Source organism: Allobosea sp. P2_B12 (assembly GCF_056404835.1).
Genome location: NZ_JBFUDG010000016.1, coordinates 69,722 through 90,131 on the forward strand (window position 1 = coordinate 69,722; position 20,410 = coordinate 90,131).

The 20,410-nt window shown below is 66.4% G+C and carries 20 protein-coding genes; 18 read left to right on the top strand and 2 right to left on the bottom strand.

The features are described 5' to 3' along the window. Positions 1–318 precede the first annotated feature (318 nt). The 12 genes from AC1DYU_RS24745 to AC1DYU_RS24800 all read left to right on the top strand — a co-directional run bounded on the left by AC1DYU_RS24745 (position 319) and on the right by AC1DYU_RS24800 (position 13,020). Positions 319–1,890 carry a DUF4153 domain-containing protein gene (locus AC1DYU_RS24745; protein WP_476793940.1) on the top strand — a complete coding sequence of 524 codons (1,572 nt, stop codon included), beginning with the start codon at positions 319–321 and terminating at the stop codon, positions 1,888–1,890. A gap of 2 nt (positions 1,891–1,892) precedes the next feature. Next, positions 1,893–2,588 (top strand): response regulator, encoded by a 696-nt coding sequence (locus tag AC1DYU_RS24750; RefSeq protein WP_476793959.1) that lies wholly within the window; start codon positions 1,893–1,895, stop codon positions 2,586–2,588. Between the two features lie 41 nt (positions 2,589–2,629). Beyond that, positions 2,630–4,192 carry an ATP-binding protein gene (locus tag AC1DYU_RS24755; protein WP_476793960.1) on the top strand — a complete coding sequence of 521 codons (1,563 nt, stop codon included), beginning with the start codon at positions 2,630–2,632 and terminating at the stop codon, positions 4,190–4,192. Positions 4,193–4,272: 80 nt separating this feature from the next. Further along, complete coding sequence (locus AC1DYU_RS24760) at positions 4,273–5,373, top strand: PspA/IM30 family protein (RefSeq protein WP_476793941.1); 1,101 nt, start codon at positions 4,273–4,275, stop codon at positions 5,371–5,373. Next, positions 5,373–6,041 carry an OB-fold-containig protein gene (locus AC1DYU_RS24765; protein ID WP_476793942.1) on the top strand — a complete coding sequence of 223 codons (669 nt, stop codon included), beginning with the start codon at positions 5,373–5,375 and terminating at the stop codon, positions 6,039–6,041. Before AC1DYU_RS24760 ends, AC1DYU_RS24765 begins: the two co-directional genes overlap by 1 nt. After that, positions 6,038–7,741: a flotillin family protein gene (locus AC1DYU_RS24770; protein WP_476793943.1), complete on the top strand. Its 1,704-nt coding sequence runs from the start codon at positions 6,038–6,040 to the stop codon at positions 7,739–7,741. Before AC1DYU_RS24765 ends, AC1DYU_RS24770 begins: the two co-directional genes overlap by 4 nt. A 479-nt stretch (positions 7,742–8,220) precedes the next feature. Then, positions 8,221–9,000, top strand: a complete 780-nt coding sequence (locus AC1DYU_RS24775; protein WP_476793944.1) for an ABC transporter ATP-binding protein — start codon at positions 8,221–8,223, stop codon at positions 8,998–9,000. Continuing rightward, a complete protein-coding gene (locus AC1DYU_RS24780; protein WP_476793945.1) occupies positions 8,997–9,989 on the top strand; it encodes an ABC transporter substrate-binding protein in 993 nt (330 codons plus the stop codon). Before AC1DYU_RS24775 ends, AC1DYU_RS24780 begins: the two co-directional genes overlap by 4 nt. After that, positions 9,989–10,789 (top strand): ABC transporter permease, encoded by an 801-nt coding sequence (locus AC1DYU_RS24785; protein ID WP_476793946.1) that lies wholly within the window; start codon positions 9,989–9,991, stop codon positions 10,787–10,789. The genes AC1DYU_RS24780 and AC1DYU_RS24785 overlap by 1 nt, the downstream gene beginning before the upstream one ends. Next, positions 10,782–11,573, top strand: a complete 792-nt coding sequence (locus AC1DYU_RS24790) for an ABC transporter permease (protein WP_476793947.1) — start codon at positions 10,782–10,784, stop codon at positions 11,571–11,573. Before AC1DYU_RS24785 ends, AC1DYU_RS24790 begins: the two co-directional genes overlap by 8 nt. Beyond that, positions 11,570–12,391, top strand: a complete 822-nt coding sequence (locus AC1DYU_RS24795) for an alpha/beta fold hydrolase (protein WP_476793948.1) — start codon at positions 11,570–11,572, stop codon at positions 12,389–12,391. Before AC1DYU_RS24790 ends, AC1DYU_RS24795 begins: the two co-directional genes overlap by 4 nt. Beyond that, positions 12,388–13,020 carry a TetR/AcrR family transcriptional regulator gene (locus AC1DYU_RS24800; RefSeq protein ID WP_476793949.1) on the top strand — a complete coding sequence of 211 codons (633 nt, stop codon included), beginning with the start codon at positions 12,388–12,390 and terminating at the stop codon, positions 13,018–13,020. The genes AC1DYU_RS24795 and AC1DYU_RS24800 overlap by 4 nt, the downstream gene beginning before the upstream one ends. A gap of 177 nt (positions 13,021–13,197) precedes the next feature. Here AC1DYU_RS24800 and AC1DYU_RS24805 read toward each other — a convergent pair whose 3' ends face one another. Next, on the bottom strand, positions 13,198–13,893 hold the full coding sequence (locus AC1DYU_RS24805) for a VIT1/CCC1 transporter family protein (protein ID WP_476793950.1): 696 nt from the start codon (positions 13,891–13,893) through the stop codon (positions 13,198–13,200). A 98-nt stretch (positions 13,894–13,991) separates the two neighbouring features. Next, positions 13,992–14,267: a PepSY domain-containing protein gene (locus tag AC1DYU_RS24810; protein ID WP_476793951.1), complete on the bottom strand. Its 276-nt coding sequence runs from the start codon at positions 14,265–14,267 to the stop codon at positions 13,992–13,994. 144 nt (positions 14,268–14,411) lie between these two features. Here AC1DYU_RS24810 and AC1DYU_RS24815 point away from each other — a divergent pair, with 144 nt between their 5' ends. From AC1DYU_RS24815 to AC1DYU_RS24840, 6 genes are all read left to right on the top strand, one after another. After that, on the top strand, positions 14,412–15,101 hold the full coding sequence (locus AC1DYU_RS24815; protein WP_476793952.1) for a response regulator: 690 nt from the start codon (positions 14,412–14,414) through the stop codon (positions 15,099–15,101). Then, a complete protein-coding gene (locus AC1DYU_RS24820; protein ID WP_476793953.1) occupies positions 15,101–16,456 on the top strand; it encodes a sensor histidine kinase in 1,356 nt (451 codons plus the stop codon). Before AC1DYU_RS24815 ends, AC1DYU_RS24820 begins: the two co-directional genes overlap by 1 nt. 84 nt (positions 16,457–16,540) lie before the next feature. Beyond that, positions 16,541–17,008, top strand: coding sequence for a DUF2271 domain-containing protein (locus tag AC1DYU_RS24825; RefSeq protein WP_476793954.1), 468 nt, complete (start codon positions 16,541–16,543; stop codon positions 17,006–17,008). Positions 17,009–17,027: 19 nt separating this feature from the next. Further along, positions 17,028–19,241, top strand: a complete 2,214-nt coding sequence (locus AC1DYU_RS24830) for a PepSY domain-containing protein (protein ID WP_476793955.1) — start codon at positions 17,028–17,030, stop codon at positions 19,239–19,241. A gap of 40 nt (positions 19,242–19,281) precedes the next feature. Next, entirely contained in the window at positions 19,282–20,298 is a 1,017-nt protein-coding gene (locus AC1DYU_RS24835) for an FAD:protein FMN transferase (RefSeq protein WP_476793956.1), read from the top strand. Further along, a partial coding sequence (locus AC1DYU_RS24840; protein WP_476793798.1) for a transposase occupies positions 20,243–20,410 on the top strand: 168 nt, incomplete at its 3' end. The genes AC1DYU_RS24835 and AC1DYU_RS24840, both read left to right, overlap by 56 nt.

Below are 20,410 nucleotides of genomic sequence, written 5' to 3' on the forward strand. Positions count from 1 at the left end.
CTTCACAGCCGAGAGTACAAACATCCGACGCACTAAACGGCTCGATCGGATGGCAACTGCTGAAAATCTGCACAAAAAGCCTGAAACTCTGCGCGTTCCGCGTGGCTTGGCCTGCACGCCGTCGCGCTATCCAGGCTGCATGACACAGCCGAACAAGCCGCCCCGTACCAGCCGACCGCTTCTGCCCGACAGCCTCGTCAAGGATGGCTGGTGGCTCGTTCTCTCTCCCGCCGCGGCGAGCGAGCCCACCCGACTGCCAGGCAGTTCGCCTGTGGCGGCCGATCGACCCGCCTTCACCTTCTCCTTCAGCAAGGCCCGATGCCCATGACCAGCCTCGCCGCCGCACAGCCTCCGCGCACTTCCCACCCGAGTCGCTTCCTGCGCGTTGCCGTGGCGAGCGTCGTTCTCGTCATCCTGGCCGATTGGTTCTTCCACGCACATCGCATGGGCATCTCGGCCGTGATGTTCGCACTCGCCACCGGTGTCGCGGCCAGGATCGCCAGTGCACGGACGACACACCGTCGCGACATTCTCAGGGCCGCGCTCCTGCTGTTCATAACGCTGGTTCCACTGGCTGAGGCGGTCAATGTCTTGTCGCTCGCCTTTGCAGCGGCCGGCCTCGGCGCTTTCGTGCTGATGGCAGAGGGACGCTGGGCCGGATCGCTGACCGACAGGATGTTGGCCGTCGTCGATCTCTATCTCGTAGGGCCGTGGCGCGCGGTGCGCACAGCCCGGCGCGGCGTTCGCATCTTGCCGCAGAGCAGCCGCTCGGTCGTATCACTGGTCGGCCTTGGCGCTTGGACCGTCCCGCTACTGCTCGGCGGCGTCTTCGTGATGCTGTTCTCTGCGGCCAACCCGCTGGTCGACCGCTGGCTCGCGACAGTCGATCCGGCCACGCTCCTGCACGGCATCAGCGCGAGCCGGATCGGGCTTTGGCTCGGCATCATCATGCTGACCGCGCCGCTGCTTTATGTCACCCGGCGCCGACGCGTCGCCAAAACGGCGCCGGTCGTTCTCGCCCCCGCCGATGCCCTGGGCCGACTGCGCGCGACATTTCTGTCAGACGCGGCGATCCTGCGCTCGCTGATCGTGTTCAACCTGCTCTTTGTGCTGCAAAGCGCGATGGACCTGGCCTATCTCTGGGGCGGCGTTACCCTTCCCGATGGGATGAGCTATGCGGTTTACGCCCATCGCGGCGCCTATCCCCTGATCGTGACGGCGCTCCTGGCCGCCGCCTTCGTCGTCGAGGCGATCCGGCCGGGATCGACTGCGGAGCGCAGCAGGTCTATTCGCCGGCTGGTCTATTTCTGGATCGCGCAGAATGTCCTGCTGGTTATCTCGTCGATCCTGCGGCTGGATCTCTACGTCGCGGTGTATTCCCTGACGCTGTTGCGGGTCGCCGCCTTCATCTGGATGATGGTCGTCGCCATCGGCCTGACGCTGATCGTGGTCCGCATCGCGCTTGGATATTCCAACGGCTGGCTGATCCGGGCGAACCTGGCCGCGGCGGGGATCGTTCTCTATGCCTGCAGCCTGACGAATTTCGCCTCGATCATCGCGCACTACAATGTCGATCATTCTCGGCAGATCTCGGGGCAGGGCGTGAAGCTGGATGTCCATTATCTGTACCGCCTCGGGCCGCAGGCGATCCCGGCGCTGGATCGCTTCATCGCGCAGGGCTGGTTGTCCGGCCTAAACGACGGCGACGATATCGTCGTGCAGCGTGTGCGTGTCCGCCGCGATCTCCTGGCGTTGCGCGCTCAGGCTCGTCGATATGACTGGCGTTCCTGGACCTTCCGCCAGGAGCGACTCTGGCGCTATCTGGCGACAGCGCGCGATGATATGCCTTCGCCCTCTCCTGCCGAAAGACCGGCGCCCGGCGAACCGTGACCTTGCCCCATCGCATTCTCGTCGTCGATGACGAACCCCATATCAGGGACGTGATCTGCTTCGCCCTGGAGCATGCTGGAATGGTGACGCAGATCGGCAGAAGCGGCCTAGAGGCCCTCGCTCAGGCCGAGACCTTCCGCCCCGACCTCGTCGTGCTCGACATCGGTATGCCCGAACTGGACGGGCTCGAGGTCTGCCGCCGCCTCCGAAAAGTCTCCGAGATACCGATCCTGTTCCTGTCGGCGCGCTCCGACGAGATCGATCGCGTCCTGGGTCTGGAGATCGGCGGCGACGACTATGTCACCAAGCCGTTCAGCCCGCGCGAACTGGTCGCGCGCATCAAGATCATTCTGCGCCGGAGGCAACCACTCCCACCCACGCCCGGCTCCGTCTTGCGGCATGGGCATCTGACCATCGATGTCGAGCGCCATGCGGCGATGCTGGGCGAGCGCGATCTGGGGCTGACGGGTCTGGAGTTCGCCATCTTGCAGGCGATGGCGGGCCGCCCGCGTGTCGTGTTCGCTCGCGAGCGCCTGATGCAGGCGGCCTATGACGGCAAGGTCCATGTCTCCGACCGTACGATCGACAGCCACATTCGAAACATCCGCGCCAAATCCGCCGCCGCGGGCTGCGACACTGTGATCGAAACGGTGCACGGCGTCGGCTTCCGTCTCGGCGACTGCATGGCGTCCGCTTGATGCCGGCCCGAATCCGGCAGAAGTGGCGCCCGACCTTGAGCATGATCGTCTTCGTCGTGCTGGCGACGGTGATGGCACTGCCGCTGATCGGGCTGTTCTTCTTCCGGCTCTACGAGAACCAGCTGATCCGCCAGACAGAGGCCGAGTTGATCGCGCAGACCACGGTTATCGCGGCGATCTTCGCCCGCGACGTCGCAGAGACGCCGGCGGCCCTATCCATCGCACGGCCGATCCCGGCGGCCGGCCAGGCGCGCCGGACGCCGGTGGGCGAATATCACCCCATCGAGCCGACACTCGATCTCGCAGGCGATGAGGTCCTGCCCCGGCGCCCGGCCGCGCGCGACTCGGACATCGCCCCCGCTGCTGCCGTTCAGGCGATCGGAAGCCGGTTGGCCGGCATTGCCGCGGCAACGCAGGACGTCACTCTGGCCGGGTTTCGGTTGCTCGATTCCAATGGCGTTGTCGTCGGCGGGCGTGACGAAGTGGGACGTTCGCTGGCGCATATCGAGGAAGTGCGAGCGGCGCTCGAAGGACGCTATGGCAACGCCATGCGCGTGCGCATTTCCAACTCCCCGGCCCCGCCTGTCTATTCGATGAGCCGCGGCACCGGAATCAGGGTCTTTGTCGCGATGCCGGCCGTTCTCGGCGACAAGGTCGCAGGCGTCGTCTATGCCTCCCGCACGCCGAGCAACGTCTTCAAGCATCTCTTCAGCGAACGCAGGAAGGTCGCGCTCGCGGCGGCCAGCATCATCGTGGCGACGGCCTTGATCGGCTTCCTGTTCTCGCGAACGATCACGAGGCCGATCCACGATCTGGCCGCTCAGGCGCTCTCCATGGGCCGTGACGGGCCTGCCGCTACCCCTATGAAGCACCATGGCACACGCGAGATCGCCAGCTTGTCGCAGAGCTTCATCACGATGGCGGAGCGGCTCTCGGAACGCTCGACCTATATCAGCACCTTTGCGGCCCATGTTTCGCATGAGTTGAAATCACCGATCACCGCGATTCATGGCGCGGCCGAACTGCTGAAAGACGCCAGGCTGTCGGGCCCTCCGATGACAGACGAACAGACGCTGCGCTTCCTGGGCAACATCCTCGGCGACACGCAGCGCCTGACGCTGTTGCTCGCGCGATTGCGCGATCTTGCGGAAGCCGACAACCCTGCCACAGCCGGAACGACGACGCTCGATCTCGTCGTCTTGCAGGTACGGGACGCGTTCCCGTCGCTCTCCATTGCCATCTTGGGCGATGGCGCCGTGCCGATCGCGATGTCGCAGGAGAACGCGGTCATCGTTCTGTCGCACCTTGCCGACAACGCGGCGCGCCATCACGCCCGTCATCTGCGGATCAGCCCGGATGTCGCGCAGGATCGCCTAATCGTCGCGGTCTCGGATGACGGCGAAGGTATATCCGACAACAACCGTACGAAGATCTTTGATCCCTTTTTCACGACGCGGCGCGAGAGCGGCGGTACCGGCATGGGGCTCGGCATCGTCCAGTCCATGTTGAAGTCCCATGGCGGTTCGATTGTGCTGCGAGCAGCTGGCAAGGGCGCGATGTTCGAGTTGAGCCTGCCTGTCGCGACCGCGCCACGCCTCATCTGAACACGGGCAGCGCTTCAACCCTTGAAAGCACAAATGACGTGCTTTATATCTTTGGGATGAGCGCACGCTTCCAATCAACCATGAGCTACACGCTGGCGCCCTCGCCCGAGGACGACAGCGCCATCCGCGCCACGCTCGACGACTATGGCGTGATGATGGACGTGCTCGACGAGCTCGAGCGCGAACGCGGAGCGAGCTCCAATCTCGTTGCCCTGCACGACCAGGCTTATGCACCGATCCGCGAAAGGACCCGCTTGCCGGCGCGGCTTGTCACGCTGGGCCTGCGCGATCACGCCAGCCGTCAGGCCGGGGGTGCGATCGAGACCCTGCCGCTCGACGGGCGGCTCTATGCGATCAAGAGCCCGACGCATCTGAGCCTCGCCACCGTCGAGGGGCGCAGACTGATCCCCTATGCCGTAACCGGCTACGATCCTGGCTGGTTCGACCACGCCGAGGCCAGGCTCGTTCTCAGAGATGGCGAGACCCTGATCCTCGTCGGCATCGCCGCCGTCACCAAACCCAAGGAGACCAGCATGGCCACCGAAGGAATCCTGTCGCGCATCGGACGCGTCATCGCCGGCCTCGCCCATGGCGCGGCCGACACGCTCGAAGGCGCAAACGCCACCGCCACCGTCGAGCAGTCGATCCGCGAGATCGACGCCGTCGCGGACGAAGCCCGGGCGAGCGCCGGCAAGGCGCGCGCCGAGGAGCATCGCATCAAGGCCAAGATCGCCGAGATCAACGACGAGATCGACGACCTTGCCGGCAAGATCGAAACCGGGCTCGCCAGCGGGCGCGAAGATCTGGTCAAGCCGGTCGTCGGCTTGCAGATCGACCTTGAGGCACAGCGTTCGGCGCTGGAAACCGCGCTGGCCGAGGTCTCCGACCGGATCGAGGAGGCCGGCAAGGCGCTCCAGGCCGTCGCTTCGGCGCGGCAGGACGCCGTCGCGCGCCTCAATGCGCTGAAGAAGAGCAAGGGTGCGCAGGACGGAACCGAGGGCGAAAGCGCCTCCGTCCGCAACGAGAACAGGCTGGCCCGCTCGCTGGGTGCGATCGAACGGGTCACGGGGGTGCCGGGCCGCCCGGCGACGGCAGCATCCGAGGTCGAGGAACTGGCTCGCCTGCAACGCGAGAAGGCGATACAGGATCGCCTCGACAGCTATAAGGGAAACCGTGGCTGATGGATGCGCTTGCGGGAACCGGTACTTATCCCTTCGCGATCGCGGCGCTGATCCTCGTCGGCCTCGTTGCCGTCGAGCTCGTCGCGATGCTGGTCGGGATGTCGGTCTCGTCGCTCGTCGATCACGGCCTGCCGGGACATGCGGTCGAAGCCCATGCCGAGCACGGCCTGCTCGGCGCCTGGATGTCATGGCTCAATGCCGGCGGCGTGCCGCTGCTGGTGCTGATCATGATCTGGCTGGCCTGCTTCGCCATCGCGGGCTTCGCGATCCAGGGCGTCGCGCAGGCGGTTTTCACAATGCTGCCCACCCTCGTCGCGAGCCTTGGCGCACTGGCGCTGGCTGCGCCCGCGACGCGGACATTGTCGCGCTGGACCGCCCGCATCATTCCCCGCGAGGAGACCTCAGCCGTCAGTCAGGCCGAATTCATCGGCCTGACTGGAACGGTCGTGCTCGGTCCGCTCGATCAGGGCAAGCCGGGGCGGGTCCGCGTTCGGGATCGCCATGGTAACATCCACGTCCTTCAAACGAAGGGCGCAGGCGATCACGTCATTGCGCAGGGTGGCACCGTTTTGATCGTCGATCGAGCGAACGGTGTCTTCGAAGCCATTCCCGCGCCGGCCGAGCTGGGCGCGGATCATTCATCTGGGCGGGGGGCGACACGGCCATGAACTACGTTTCGATTCTTACCATCGCCGGAACCGTGATCGCGCTCATCGTCGGCATCGGCGTGGTGATGGCCTCGCTCTACACCCGCTCGACGCGCGACAAGGCCTATGTCCGTACCGGCCTCGGCGGCAAGCGCGTCGTGCTCGACGGCGGTTCGCTGATCCTGCCGATCTTTCACTCCTATGCCTGGGTCCAGCTCAGCACGCTGCGCCTCGAGGTCCAGCGCTCGGAAGCCGAGTCCCTGATCACGGCAGACCGCATGCGCGCCGACATCACGGCCGAGTTTTATGTCCGGGTGAAGCCCGACGAGGAGAACATCGCGCTCGCTGCCCAGACGCTGGGCGACCGCACCAACGACGCCGATCTGCTGCGCAAGCTCGTCGAGGCCAAGTTCGTCGATGCGCTCCGCTCGGTTGCCGCCACGATGACGCTGAAGGATCTGCAGGAGAAGCGCGCCGAGTTCGTCAAATCGGTGCAGGAGGCTGTCGCCGCCGATCTGCAATCGAACGGGCTGGAGCTCGAAACCGTGTCGCTGACGCGGCTCGACCAGACCGACATCAAGCATTTCAACGAGCACAACACCTTTGACGCCGAGGGCCTGACCGCGCTGACCCGGATCACCGAGACGCGCCGGCGCGAACGCAACGACGTCCTGCGCGAGACCGAGGTCACGATCGCGGCCAAGGACCGCGAGGCTGCGCTCCAGCGCCTGACGATCCAGCGCGAGCAGCGCGACGCCGAGCTCAGCCAGGAGCGCGACATCGCCAACAAGACCGCCGAGACGAGGGCCGAGAAGGCGCGTGCCGAGCAGACCGCCCGCCTCTCCGAGGAGACCGCGCGTCTCGATGCCGAGCGCGGCATCGCCAAGAGCGAGGCCGAGGCCAAGCAGGCCACCGCCACCGCCCGGATCGAGGCCGAGCAGGGCATTGCTGAGAGCGAGGCGCTGGCGAAGCGGGCGACCGAGACCGCGCGCATCGACGCGGCCATCGCCATCGCCGAAAAGAGCGAGGCCGAGTCCCAGGCCAAGGCCAAAGCGGAATCCGCCAAGGCCGATGCCGTGACAGCCGAGGAACAGGTCGAGACGGCGCGTGCCGTCGAGATCGCCGAGCGCGCCAAGCAGATCGCGGTGATCGACGCCCGCCGCGAGGCCGAGCGCGACGCCACCCGCATCACGGTGAACGCCCAGGCCGAGCGCGAAGCCGCCGACAACCTCGCCCAGGCGCGGCTCACCCAGGCGACCGCCGAGGCCGACGCCAACAAGATCAAGGCCGGCGGCATCATCGAACTCGGCGAGGCCGAGGCGAAGCGCGAACGCGCCCTGAACGAAGCCCGCAACGCGCTGTCGCCGCAGATGGTCGATTTCGAACTGACGAAGCAGCGCATCGCGATCATCCCCGAGGCACTCGAGCAGGCGATGAAGCCGATCGAGAAGATCTCGGACATCAGGATCTTCAGCGCCGGCAACCTGCTCGGCGCGATGAGCAGCGGCTCGGCCGGGCAAGGCGGCCAGAGCCCGATCTCCGATCTCAGCAGCCAGTTGCTCAGCTTCGGCGCGCAGAAGCCGATCATCGACGAGATCCTGGCGCAAGCCGGTTTCCGCGGCGGCGATCCAGTCGATGCGCTCCTGGGAGCGACCCAGAACGAAAATGGGAACGTGCAACCTTTCGATGAGGGCCACACTCCTGCTTCTTTCAAGAAGTAGAGTTCGCGGATCCAGGGCTTCGACCTAAGTCGGCGAGGAACCTGCAGTGGGACACGATTCCGGACGAAGGAATGCTGCTCTAGAGTTCAGGGGCCGTCGATATGCTTCTCTGGGTGAGCAGGAGGCATTAATTCGGCGCCTGAGCGCCAGTCAGTTCAGCGGCTCGATAAAGTCTGCTTTCGGGCTGCGACCCAGAGTCCGCTTTTGGCGCTGTTCAGGATCGCACGGCGAGAGCCGCAATGCCGAGACTACTTTTTTATCAGGATCCGGCCTTCCCGGGCCAAAGCCGTTTGGCTTTTGAGGTCAGAAAGTCCGGGCTGCCGCCGCCCTACTGATCCCTGCCGGCAGAACGGCACACGGGCGGGATTTTGCCCGGCGAAGTCCTGATCGCGTAACCGAGTGCCTCTCGGCAATCGTCTTGACAGCCGGACGACCAGCATCTTTTATACGATACGGTTTAGTAAAGTCGGGGCAGTCCGATGCTTTCTGCGGCGATCTCGTTCGATAGTGTCGCGCTGCGTATTGCTGGTGCCACGATCTATGAGGATCTGAGCTTCGAGGTCGCGGCGGGAGAGTTCCTCTGCCTTCTGGGCCCGTCGGGCTGCGGCAAGTCAACCGCGTTGCGGCTCATGGGCGACCTCATGCCTCATTCGGGCGGTCACATCCGGATCAAGGGCCTGCGGCCGTCCCAGGCCTGGAACCAGATGGCCTATGTTTTCCAGTCGCCGCGGCTGCTGCCATGGAAGAGCGCGCTCGAGAACGCGGCGTTCGGGCTCGAACTGCGGATGCCGGCGATGTCCATCGCCGAGCGCCAGGATCGTGCGCTGCTGCAGATGCGGCGCGTCGGCCTCGGACAAGACGGACACAAGCTACCGGCAGCGCTGTCCGGGGGCGAAAAGCAACGCGTCGCCATCGCTCGGGCCTTCGCGATTGATCCCGACATCATCCTGATGGACGAACCGTTCTCGGCACTCGATCCCAATACCCGCACGCGTCTGCGCCGCCAGGTCGTCGAACTCTGGCAAGGCTCCGGCAAGACGGTTGTCTTCGTCACGCACGACATCGACGAGGCGCTGATGCTGGCGGACCGCATCGTCGTGCTGCGGCCCAAGCCCGCGACGGTGGCGCGGACTTTGGAGATCGCCGAACCGCGCCCACGCGACGTCGACAGCAACCTGTTGTTGCGCGCCATGCGCACCGAGCTGGCCGCTCTGTTCCACGAGATGGGCGAACCCGAACACGAGGAGATCACAGCATGACGCAGGCTCTCACGAGGCGAACCGCACTCGGCATCGGACTGTCGTTGCCGCTCGTGTCGCACGCGCAGGCGCAAGTCACGACGATCAAGTTCGGCTATCTCGCCGATCCGTCGCACGAAGCCGCTTTGTGGGCCTTGCGGAATGGCAAGGTATCGTCTCCGACCCTGCGCATCGAGAGTACACCGCTCGACATCGCGGCGTTGATTCAGGCGACGGCCGCACGCAGCTACGACGTGATCGAGACGGCCGCCATCGCGGTGCCGCGCGCCCGCGAGCGCGGGCTCGACCTGCGCATCGTCGGTATCGGCCTGCGCTACCACACCTCCGGCGAGGGCTCCGACATCTGGGTCAAACGCGACAGCCCGATCCGCGCTGCCGCCGATCTCAAGGGCAAGAAGCTCGCGATCTATGCGATCGGCTCGGCCGGGACGACACTGATCCGCATCGCGCTCGCCGATGTTCACGGCTTCAACGTCGCCCAGCGCGGCGGCGATATCGAGCTCGTCGAAATGCCGGCACCTGCCATGCCGGCTGCTCTGGCGGCGGGCCGAGTCGATGCGGCGACGCTGATCCATGCCCAGGCATTCCATGCGCAGAAGACGGGCGAGTTCGTCTCGATCGCGCGCACGGCAGGCGACATGACGCAGCGCTTCGGTGTCCGCATGGTCTCCGCCGTTCTCGCGGGCTATGGCGACAAGCTCGACGCGCAGCCGGCGCTTTACGAGGAGTTCCTGCGCGTGCTGCGCGCCTCGGTGGACTACGCCCTTGCCAATCAGGACGAGGTCTTCGCCGCTGTTGGCAAGGAGACGCAGACCGACCCGGCCTTCTTCAAGGCCTGGTTCACGCGCTTCTCGGAGTTTCCGGTGACGCTGCTGCCCGATGACGTGAAGGCGATCGACATCCTCTGGAAGCGTTCGGTCGAAATGGGGATCCTGACCAAGCTCCCGCCGATGAACGACGCGATCTGGCAGAAGGTCAATCGCGGCTGATGCCTGCCTCGTCCGCACCGGGGGAAGCCGTGCCGGGCCTGTGGCGCCTGATACGACGTGACGTTGTTCTGCACGGCTTCACCGTGGTTTTCGTGTTGACCTGGTGGGGCTATGCGCAGCTGGTGCCGGCCTATCTGCTGCCGGGCCCCTGGCCCGTGCTGCAGCGCATGGCGCAATTCCTGACGGATCCCACGCTGACCGTGCAACTCATGGCATCGCTCGGCCATGTCGCGGCGGCGCTCATGCTCTCCTTTCTGATCGGAGGAGCGCTTGCGGTCGCCGCTCATGCCCTGCCGGTGCTGCGCCTGCTGATTGATGCGCGGCTGACCCCGTTCCTCAATGCCTTTTCGGGGATCGGCTGGCTTTTCCTCGCCATCCTCTGGTTTGGGATCAACAGCATCACCGTCGTCTTCGCGGTCACGCTGATCCTAACGCCCTTCACGACCATCAACATCCGAACCGGCCTGAACGAACTCGATCGCGAACTCGTCGAGCTTGGTCGCAGCCTGACGCGCAGCCGGCTGCCGCCGATCCGGACGCTGATCGTCCCGATGCTCGTGCCTTACGTCTTCGCCGCGCTGCGGACCGGCTTCGGCGTCGCCTGGAAGGTCGTGCTGACGGCCGAGCTCTTCGGCGGCAATGTCGGCGTCGGCTACCTGCTCAACACAGCGCGGCAGGAATTCGACACCGAGACGATCTTCGCCGTGATCGTCTTCATCATCCTGTTCGTGGCGCTGACGGAGACGGTGCTATTTCGGCCGCTGCAGCGCCGGCTCGATCGACGTTATCGCCATGGCTGAACCGCAAGCCGTTCGTTCCGGCACGGCCGGACTGATGTCGCGTGGGCTTGCCGAGGGCGCGATCCTGCTTTTCGTGCTGCTGTGGTGGTCGACGGCACGGGGCCTGCCGGCCTTTGTTCTGCCCGGGCCCTGGGATGTCCTGCGGACCTTCGTGACCCTTCTGGTCGAACCCTCGCTGCTCATCCATGTCGGCGTCAGCTTCGCCCGGATCATGGCGGCGCTGGTGCTCACCATGGCACTGGCGATCGGCCTCGGGCTGGCGGCGCGGGGCTCCGAGCTCTTCGCGCTGGTGCTGGAGGCGCGTATCCTGCTCGTGCTGAACTCGTTTCCTGGCGTCGGCTGGGCAATCCTCGGCGTGATGTGGTTCGGCGTCTCGAACGGCACCGTCATCTTCATCCAAGTCGCGATCGTGCTGCCCTTCTGCCTCATCGCCGTGCTCGAGGGGTTCCGGCAGATCGACCGCGAACTGGAGGAGATGGGCCGCAGTTTTACACGGAGGCGCTGGCGCAGTTTCACCAAGGTCACGCTGCCGCTGCTCGCGCCGTTCCTGATCGCCGGTCTGCGCGTGGCGACGGGGATCGCGTGGAAGATCGCGCTCGTCGCCGAGCTCTTCGGAGCCCAGACCGGGCTCGGCTACCTGCTCGTTCAGGCGCAGTCCAACGCCAACGCAGCGATGGTCTTCGCCATCTGCCTCGTCATCGTCGTCATCGTCTTCGCGCTGGACCGGCTGCTGCTGCGTCCGCTGGCGCAGGCCTATTCGCGCAATCAGGGAGGAACCTCATGACAGCCTGGACCACGACCCGCATCGGCCCTGCGCCCTTCATTGCCGTCGATCACGCCGGCGAGGGCGAGCTCGTCGTCTTCATGCACGGCATTGGCGGCAACAAGCGCAACTGGCACGACAACCTGCCCGCCTTCGCCGAACATTTCCACGCCGTCGCCTGGGACGCGCGGGGCTATGGCGAGAGCGACGACTACGAGGGCGACCTGATCTTCCGCGATTTCTCGCATGATCTGGCCCGCGTGCTCGACCATTTCGGCGCCGCGAAGGCCCATATAGTCGGCCTATCCATGGGCGGGCGCATCGCCATGGATTTCATGGAGACCTATTCCGAGCGCGTCCTCACGCTCTCGCTCTGCGACACGCATCGCGGTTTTTCGCATTTCAGCGAGGAGAAGAAGGCCGAGTTCATCCGTCTGAGGAAGGAGCCTCTGGTCAGTGGCGGCGAGCCCAGGGACATCGCAGGACCCGTGGCGAAGACGCTGGTCAGCGCCAATGCCAGCCAGGAGGCTCTCGACAAGTTGATCGACAGCATGACCCGTCTGCACAAGGCGAGTTACATCAAGAGCATCGAGTCGACAGTGCGTACCGATACCCATGACAAACTCGGGGAGATCGCGGTGCCGACGCATGTCATTTGCGGCGGCGAGGACCGGCTGACCACGCCCGAGATGGCGCGCGAGATCGCCGGCATGATCCCTGGAGCCGAGCTGACAATCATTCCCGGCGCCGGTCATCTCGTGAACATCGAGAAGCCGCGCGAGTTCGATGCGGCTGTGATCGGCTTCATCGCCAGGCACAGCGGCGCTGCCGCGGCATGATCGCACGCGCTCCGATCAAGCCAAAGCGCGTGGCGAACTCGCCGCGCGAACGTGTGGCGAGGGTCGCCAAGGACCTGTTCGTCGCGCACGGCTTTGCCGGCGTCAGCATCGACGAGATCGCGCGCCGCGCCCGTGTTTCGAAGCCGACGATCTACGCCCATTTCGGCGACAAGGAGCGGCTGTTCCTGCATATCCTCGAAACCGCTTGCGCTCGGCTGATCGCGCCGCTGGTCAGCGAGGATGCGCGCGGTCTGCCGATCGCGGAGGTCTTGCGCAATCACGCCCATCACTATTCACGCGCTGTGCTGGCGCCCGAGGTCGTGGCGCTGCACCGCCTCTGCGTCGGCGAAGCGCTGCGCTTTCCATCCGTAAGCCGGCGATACTTCGAGCAGGGGCCAGAGATGGCTCACAAGGCACTGGCCACCTTCCTCCAGGAGCGCGCCGATGCCGGAGAGATCGATTGCACGGATTGTGATCTCGCGGCTTGGCACTATGCCTCGCTGGTCATTGCCACGACACGCACCCGCCTGCTGTTTCGCGTCGAGGACACGCCTCATTGGCCGGAGATCGACCGGATGGTGGCATCAGCCGTCGAGCTTTTCCTGCGAGGCATCGCGGCCGACATTTGATCGGCGATGAGCTATTGTTACGTCAGCTTTTGGGCGACGTCTCAACGTCAGTTGTTGGCGCAAGACGTGAGCGCGCTCAGCGCGATCTGCTGCTGAGGGATGCCGCCTCCCATCGGGAGCATGCGAGGCAACGCAGCACCAGCATCGCTCAACACCAACTGTCCCATAGATGGCTGGTCAAACAGCATGCCCGACGAGCGCGCCGATTCCCCAGGTCGCGGCCATGGCGAAGGCGCCCCAGAACGTGACGCGGATCGTCGGTTTGCCCATGTCGGCGCCGCCGATGCGGGCGCCGAGGGCGCCCAGCAGGGCCAAGCAGATCAGCGAGCCGCCCGAGACTGCCCAGCTGATCGAGCCAGCGGGAGCCGTGACGGCGATCGCCAGGGGAATGGCGGCGCCGACCGCGAAGGTGGCAGCCGAGGTCAAGGCCGCCTGGACGGGGCGCGCGATGGTGTGACCCGCGAGGCCCAGTTCGTCGCGCGCATGCGCCGCGAAGGCGTCCTTCACCGTCATTTGTTCGGCGACTTGCCGGGCCAGGCCCGGCTCGACGCCGCGATCGACATAGATCTGTGTCAATTCCGCGAGTTCGGCCTCGGGCTGCTCGGCGAGTTCGCGGCGCTCGCGGCCCATGTCGGCCTGCTCGGTGTCGGACTGCGAGCTGACGGAGACGTATTCGCCCGCCGCCATCGACATTGCGCCGGCGACGAGCCCGGCCACGCCCGCGACCATCACCTCGTCGGCGCTCTTGGCGGCGGCCGCGACGCCGACGACGAGGCTCGCCGTCGAGATGATGCCGTCATTGGCGCCGAGCACGGCGGCCCGCAGCCAGCCGATCCGATCGACCAGATGGTTCTCGCGGTGGAGCGGGTGCATGGTGTCGGTCCTTCCGGTTCGCCGGAGGCGGGAGCCGTCCCCGGCTGGCACCATGGACCAAGACGACCTGTCTTGTCCGATGAGAGGTCAGTGAGACGTCAGTCGTCGTCGCCGTCCCGCGCCACGCGCTCCAGTGTGGCAGGGTCGAACTTCGCCTTGATGCGTCGCCCCTCGGCGTCGATGCCACGGACCTTGTAGCAGCCATCGTCGGTCTTGATCCGGCGGATGGTCCAGCCTTCGGCGAGCAGCTTTTCGACCAGCGCCTCGCGCGGCTTCCACTCCGCCATGGGCGCCGAACAGCGCTGACCGGCGAGTGCGGGAGCGGCAAGCCCGACGAGGATCGTCAGCGCCGTGATGGTCAGGATGGGCTTCATGGGATGTCTCCTCCGCGCAAGGCGGCGATGGCGCTTTCAACCATGCCAAGCTGACGCTCACCTGAATGACCGACGCAATGGCGTTCAGTGGGATGTCAGCTTCATGCCATAAGCGGGTGATCCGTTCTGGAGGCTGCTCCCGACATGCGCGTGCTACTCATCGAGGACGACCCGATCCTGGGATCTGCCGTGCGCGACCAGGTCGCAGCCGACGGGCACAGCGTCGATTGGGCGAAGCGGCTGGCCGAGGCGGGCGACTTTGTCCGTCTGGCGCGCTACGACCTAATCCTGCTCGATTTGATGCTGCCCGATGGGCGCGGTCTCGATTTCCTGCGCAGCCAGCGACAGGCCGGCGACACGACCGCGGTGATCATCCTGACGGCGCGCGACCAAGTCTCCGACCGGATCGCGGGGCTCAATGCCGGCGCCGACGACTATCTGGTCAAGCCCTTCGATCTGGCGGAACTGTCGGCGCGCCTGGGCGCCGTCGCGCGGCGCTATGGCGGCAACCCGAACCCGCTCATGCAGATCAGCGGTCTGACCTTGGATCTGGCAGCGCGCAGCATCGTCAGGGACGGCCGCTCCGTCTCCCTGACCGCGCGCGAATGGGCCCTGTTCGACGCCTTCATTCAACGCCCGACGATGCTTTTCTCCAAGGCGCTGCTCGAAGAGCGGCTCTACACCTTCGACTCCGAGGTCGAGAGCAACACGATCGAGGTCTATGTCGGGCGCCTGCGCAAGAAGCTCGGTGCAGAGGTGATCGAGACCGTGCGCGGCATGGGGTATCGGCTGGGCGCCGCCACCCTGGCGGGAACCGGGAAGAGCCGGCCGTGATGCGCGTCGCCTGGCCGCCCAAAGGCAGCCTGCAGCGCCGGCTCGCGCTGGCGCTGACGGGCGGGGTCATGGCCCTGTGGCTCCTGGCGACGGTGGCTGCGGGCCTGCTGCTGCGCCGGGAGATCGACGAGGTCTTCGACAGCGCCTTGCAGGAGGTCGTGCAGCGGGTACTGCCGCTGGCCTATCTCGAAATTCTCAACCGCGAGGCGGATGCGGGGCCCGATCTGCAACAGGTCGCCTCGGTCGGCGCACATCGCGAATACATCACCTATATCGTGCGCGATGCGACGGGACGCCGGTTGCTGGCGTCTCATGATGCCGCCCCGGCGCAGTTTCCACCGAACCCGGCGCATGGTTTCAGCGACGGGCCAAGCTCGCGAATCTATACCGAGGTCGCCGTCAGCGGCACCATCATCGTTACGGCAGCCGAGCGCCCCGGCCATCGCCAGAAGGCGGTTCGCGATGCGATCAAGATGCTCGCCTGGCCGCTGATCCTGCTGCTGCCGCTCGGCATCGCCGGGACCTGGGTTCTGGTCGCCATCACCCTGCGCCCGGTCGCGGCGTTCAGGCGCGAGATCGAGGCGCGCGGCAGCGGTCATCTAGCGCCAGTGTCCGGCGCACATCTGCCGTCGGAAATCGCTCCGGTGGCGGAGGCTTTGAACGCCCTGATGGCGCGGCTGCGCCGGGCGCTCGACGCCGAGCGCAGCTTCACCGCCAACAGCGCCCATGAACTGCGCACCCCGGTCGCGGCCGCGCTGGCGCAGACGCAGCGTCTCAGGGCCGAGCTGCCCGAAGGCGCCGCCCGCGCCCGGACGGTCGAGATCGAGATCGCGCTCAAAAGGCTGGCGCGTCTGTCCGAAAAGCTGCTCCAGCTCGCCCGGGCCGAGGGCGCCAGCCTGATCGGCGAAACGCCGCAAGACCTCGTGCCGGCGCTGCGCCTTGTCCTCGACGACCTGTCGGCCGAGGGCGCGGTCGAGGTCGCGCTGCCGCAGGCGGGCCGGTTCGTCTCGACGCTGGATATGGACGCCTTCGCGATCCTGGCGCGCAATCTGATCGAGAACGCGCTCAAGCATGGCGATGGCAGCCGGCCGGTGCGTGTCGTGCTGACCGATAACGGGCGCTTCAGCGTCATCAGTCCCGGACCGATTCTGACACCGGAGATTCTCGCCGGGATGACACAGCGTTTCGTGCGAGGCGCGACCACGGCCGATGGCGCGGGGCTGGGCCTGTCGATCGTGCAGGCGATCACGCGCGGTGTCGGCGGCGAGATCGCCTTCGTCTCGCCCGCATCGGGGCAGGCCGACGGGCTTGAGGTCGCCGTGCAACTTCCTGCGGCCAAGCTGACGGTCGGCTGAACGCCTTTCGCCGCTGTCTTCAGGTCGTTGTCAGCTTCGCGGCGCATCTCTCCTCGCATCGCTTCCGCAATCTGGAGAGTTGCCATGAGACATCTCGCACGCGCCCTGGCGCTCGGCCTTGCCGGCGTCATCGCGCAGAGCGCTGTCGCCGAGGCGCGGCCCGTCCGCATCACGACGACGTTGAAGCCCTACGGCGGCGACGGCGCCTATCTCGCGGTCTACATCACCGATCCGCAGGGCAAGCTCCACAAGACCGTCAGGATCGCCGGCGGCAAGGCCAAATACCACAAGCATCTCAGCGCCTGGAACCGGCTCTCGGGTGGCAAGATCGACGGCACGACCGGCGCCAGCGTCGGCAGCGGGCAGTCGCTCTCGGTCAGCGTCGAGATCGCCGACGCGCTCATCGACGCCGGCTACCAGATCCGCGTCGACAGCGCCGTCGAGAACGAAAACGACGTTCCCGGCGATGTGGTTGCGCCGCTGACGACGTCCGGCGCGGGCAAGCCCATCTCAGGGCGCGGTTATGTGAAGTCCCTGACCTTCGACATGTGATCGGTACGGACGCTTCACCATGCTGCGCCAGATCCACTCCCTGCCCGGCCTCGTCGCCGCGCTGCTCGTCGCCGTGCTGGCGCTGACCGGCGCGATCCTCTCCGTCCAGCCCGCACTGGAACGGTTCGCGGCGCCTTCGGTCGCCACGGGGACGATGAGCGTCGCGGCTCTGGCGGAAGCCGCGAAAGCGCAGCATGCCGAGATCGACAAGATCGTCAAAACCGCCTCCGGCTCGGTCGTCGTCAGCTATTTCGAGGGCGACAAGGCCGGCGCCGATCTGGTCGATCCCGCCACGGGTCGTGTCGTCGGGCCGCATTCGCCATCCGCGACCATCCGCTTCGTCACCAACCTGCATCGCTCGCTCCTGCTGGGCACGGCCGGCCGCGTCGCAGCGGGCTTTGGCGCGTTGGTGATGGTGGTGCTCACCATCACCGGCGCCATGATGCTGGCTGCGCGGCTGGGCGGCTGGCCCGCGCTGCTGAAGCCGATCCGCGGCAGTGCCCGCCAGCGCTGGCATGCGCAGGCCGGGCGCCTCGCCATCGTCGGGTTGCTGCTGACGGCGATGACGGGTTGCTTCCTGTCGCTGACCAGTTTCGAGCTGATCCCCGACGGCTCGGCCGATCCGGCGGCGACATCTTCGGGGAGCGGTGGCGAACGCGCATCCGTCGGCAGCCTCGCGGCGCTCAAGGCGATCGACCTCGCCGATCTGCGCGAACTCGCCTTTCCCTATGCGGCGGATCCGACCGACACCTATCGGCTGACCACTGCCGCCGGCGTCACGCAGATCGATGCCGCCACCGGCGAGGCGCTGTCCTTCCAGCCGCATTCTACCGCCCGACAGCTCTACGAGCTCATCTATAGGCTCCACACTGGCCAGGGCCTGTGGCCGCTGGGCCTGCTGCTGGGGTTGTCGGCCCTGGCGGTGCCGGTCTTTGCGGTCACCGGCGCGATGATCTGGTGGCAGCGCCGCCGGCAGCTGCCCCGCATTGCCGGCAACAGCCCGGCCGCCGCAGCCGATACGATCATCCTGGTCGGCAGCGAAGGCAACAGCACCTGGGGCTTTGCGAAGACGCTGCACGCAGCGCTGACGCAGGCGGGGCACAAGGTTCATGCGGCGCCGATGAGCGCGTTGGCGCCCGCCTATCCGAAAGCCGCGCGGATGCTGATCCTGACCGCGACCTATGGCGACGGCACGGCGCCCGCGAGCGCCAGCGGCTTCCTCGCCAGACTCGATCGCAGCGCGTTGAAGCTGCCCGTCGCCGTGCTCGGCTTCGGCGACCGCAGCTTCCCGAAATTCTGCCGGTTCGCCGATGATGTCAGCGCAGCCCTTGCCAGCGAAGGCTGGCCGGCTCTGATCGAGACCGACCGCATCGACCGCCAATCGGCCCAATCCTTTGCGCTCTGGGGCGACAAGCTTGGGACCGCGCTCGGGCACGGGCTCACGCTCGCCCATATTGCGGAACGGCCGAAGACCACGGCGCTCGAACTGGTGAAGCGTGTGGACTACGGCGCCGAGGTCCAGGCCCCGACCGCCATCCTGACCTTCCGCCTGCCGGAAGCCACGATCGCCCGCCCCTTCTGGAGGCGCCTGTTCCCGGTATCGCTTCCGCCGTTCGATGCCGGCGACCTCGTCGGCATCCTCCCACCGGGCAGCACCGTGCCGCGTTACTACTCGCTCGCCTCCTCCTCCCGCGAGGGCGTCCTCGATATCTGCGTGCGCAAGCAGCCCGGCGGCCTCTGCTCCGGCTTCCTCAACGACCTGCCGCTCGGCGGGGCGATCGACGCCTTCATCAAGTTGAACCCGGCCTTCAAGCCCAATTCCAGCGCGGCCCCGCTGATCCTGATCGGCGCCGGGGCTGGTATCGCGCCGTTGATGGGCTTCCTGCGCGCCAACCGGTCGCGTCGCGAGGCGCATCTCTATTGGGGCGGGCGTTCCCCGGCCTCCGACTTCCTCTACCGCGACGACCTCGCCTCCTGCATGGCCGACGGGCGCCTGACCGCGCTGAACGCCGTTTTCTCGCGCGTCACGGACGGCGGCTATGTGCAGGACAAGCTGGCGACCGATGCGCAGCAACTCGCCGCGCTGCTGCGGCGCGGTGCCCAGATCATGGTCTGTGGCGGGCGCGACATGGCCGAGGGCGTCTCCCAGGCGCTCGACGCGAGCCTGGCCCCGATGGGACTGAGCACGATGGCCCTGAGGGCGAGCGGGCTCTATCTCGAAGATGTCTACTGAGCCCCCGGCGCTGCAGCGTCGCAGCCTCAGCGGATCGACGATGGGCACGCGCTATTCGGCGGTCTTCTTCGCCCCTGGCGATCTCGACGAGACGACGCTCGCGGCCGCCCTGCAGGCGAGCGTCAATCGGGTCGACCGCCAGATGTCAACCTGGAAGCCGGAATCGGATCTGAACCGGCTCAATGACGCGGCCAGTGACATCTGGGTGCCGGTTCCCGCAGAACTCATGTTCGTCCTGCAGGCATCCCTGCGGATCGGCCAGCAGTCGCGGGGCGCCTTCGACATCGGCGTCGGCGATCTCGTCGGCGCCTGGGGCTTCGGAGCCAGACCGACCCCCGAAGACAGCCTTCCGGAAGGCCCTGTCGTGTCGAAACCCGCGATCACGGCAGAGGCTCTCGAACTCGATCCGCACCTGCGCCGGGCGCGCAAGCACGCGCCCCTCGCGCTCGATCTTTCCGGGATCGCCAAGGGCTTTGCCGTCGACAAGATGGCGCGGGTCATGCGCCAGTTCGCCATCCCCGCATGGCTGGTCGGTATAGACGGTGAGATGCGTGCGGCCGGCGTCAAGCCCGACGGATCGCCCTGGGCCGTCGCCCATGAGCGCCCGGTTCGTGGCGTGCGCGAGGCCATGGGCGTCATCGAACTCGAGAACCGCGCCGTCGCGACCTCGGGCAACTACCGGCACTATCGCGATATCGGCGGGCGAACCATGTCTCACACCATGGACCCAAGGAGCGGCCTGCCGCTGGAGAACGGGCTCGCTTCCGTCACGGTGCTGGCGGGAACATGCCTAGAGGCCGACGCTTGGGCTACGGCCCTGTTGGTGATGGGAGCGCAGAAGGGCCTGCCTCTGGTGGAAGCGATGGGCCATGATGTCATCTTCGTCCGCGCCGACGGCACGGTCGAGACGACCTTACAAAGTGACGTGCTCCCCGAAAACTCGGCCAGTCCGAACTGGAATTTTCCACTTATGATCCCGGGATCGGGACGAGGAGAGTTCCATGAAGGCATCGAAGTTCACCGAGGCGCAGATCGCGTTCGTTTTGAAGCAGGCTGAGAGTGGCGTGCCGATCGCAGAGGTCTGTCGGAAAGCCGGGATTTCGGACGCGACGTTCTATAACTGGCGTAAGAAGTATGCGGGCCTGATGCCGTCGGAGATGAAGCGGTTG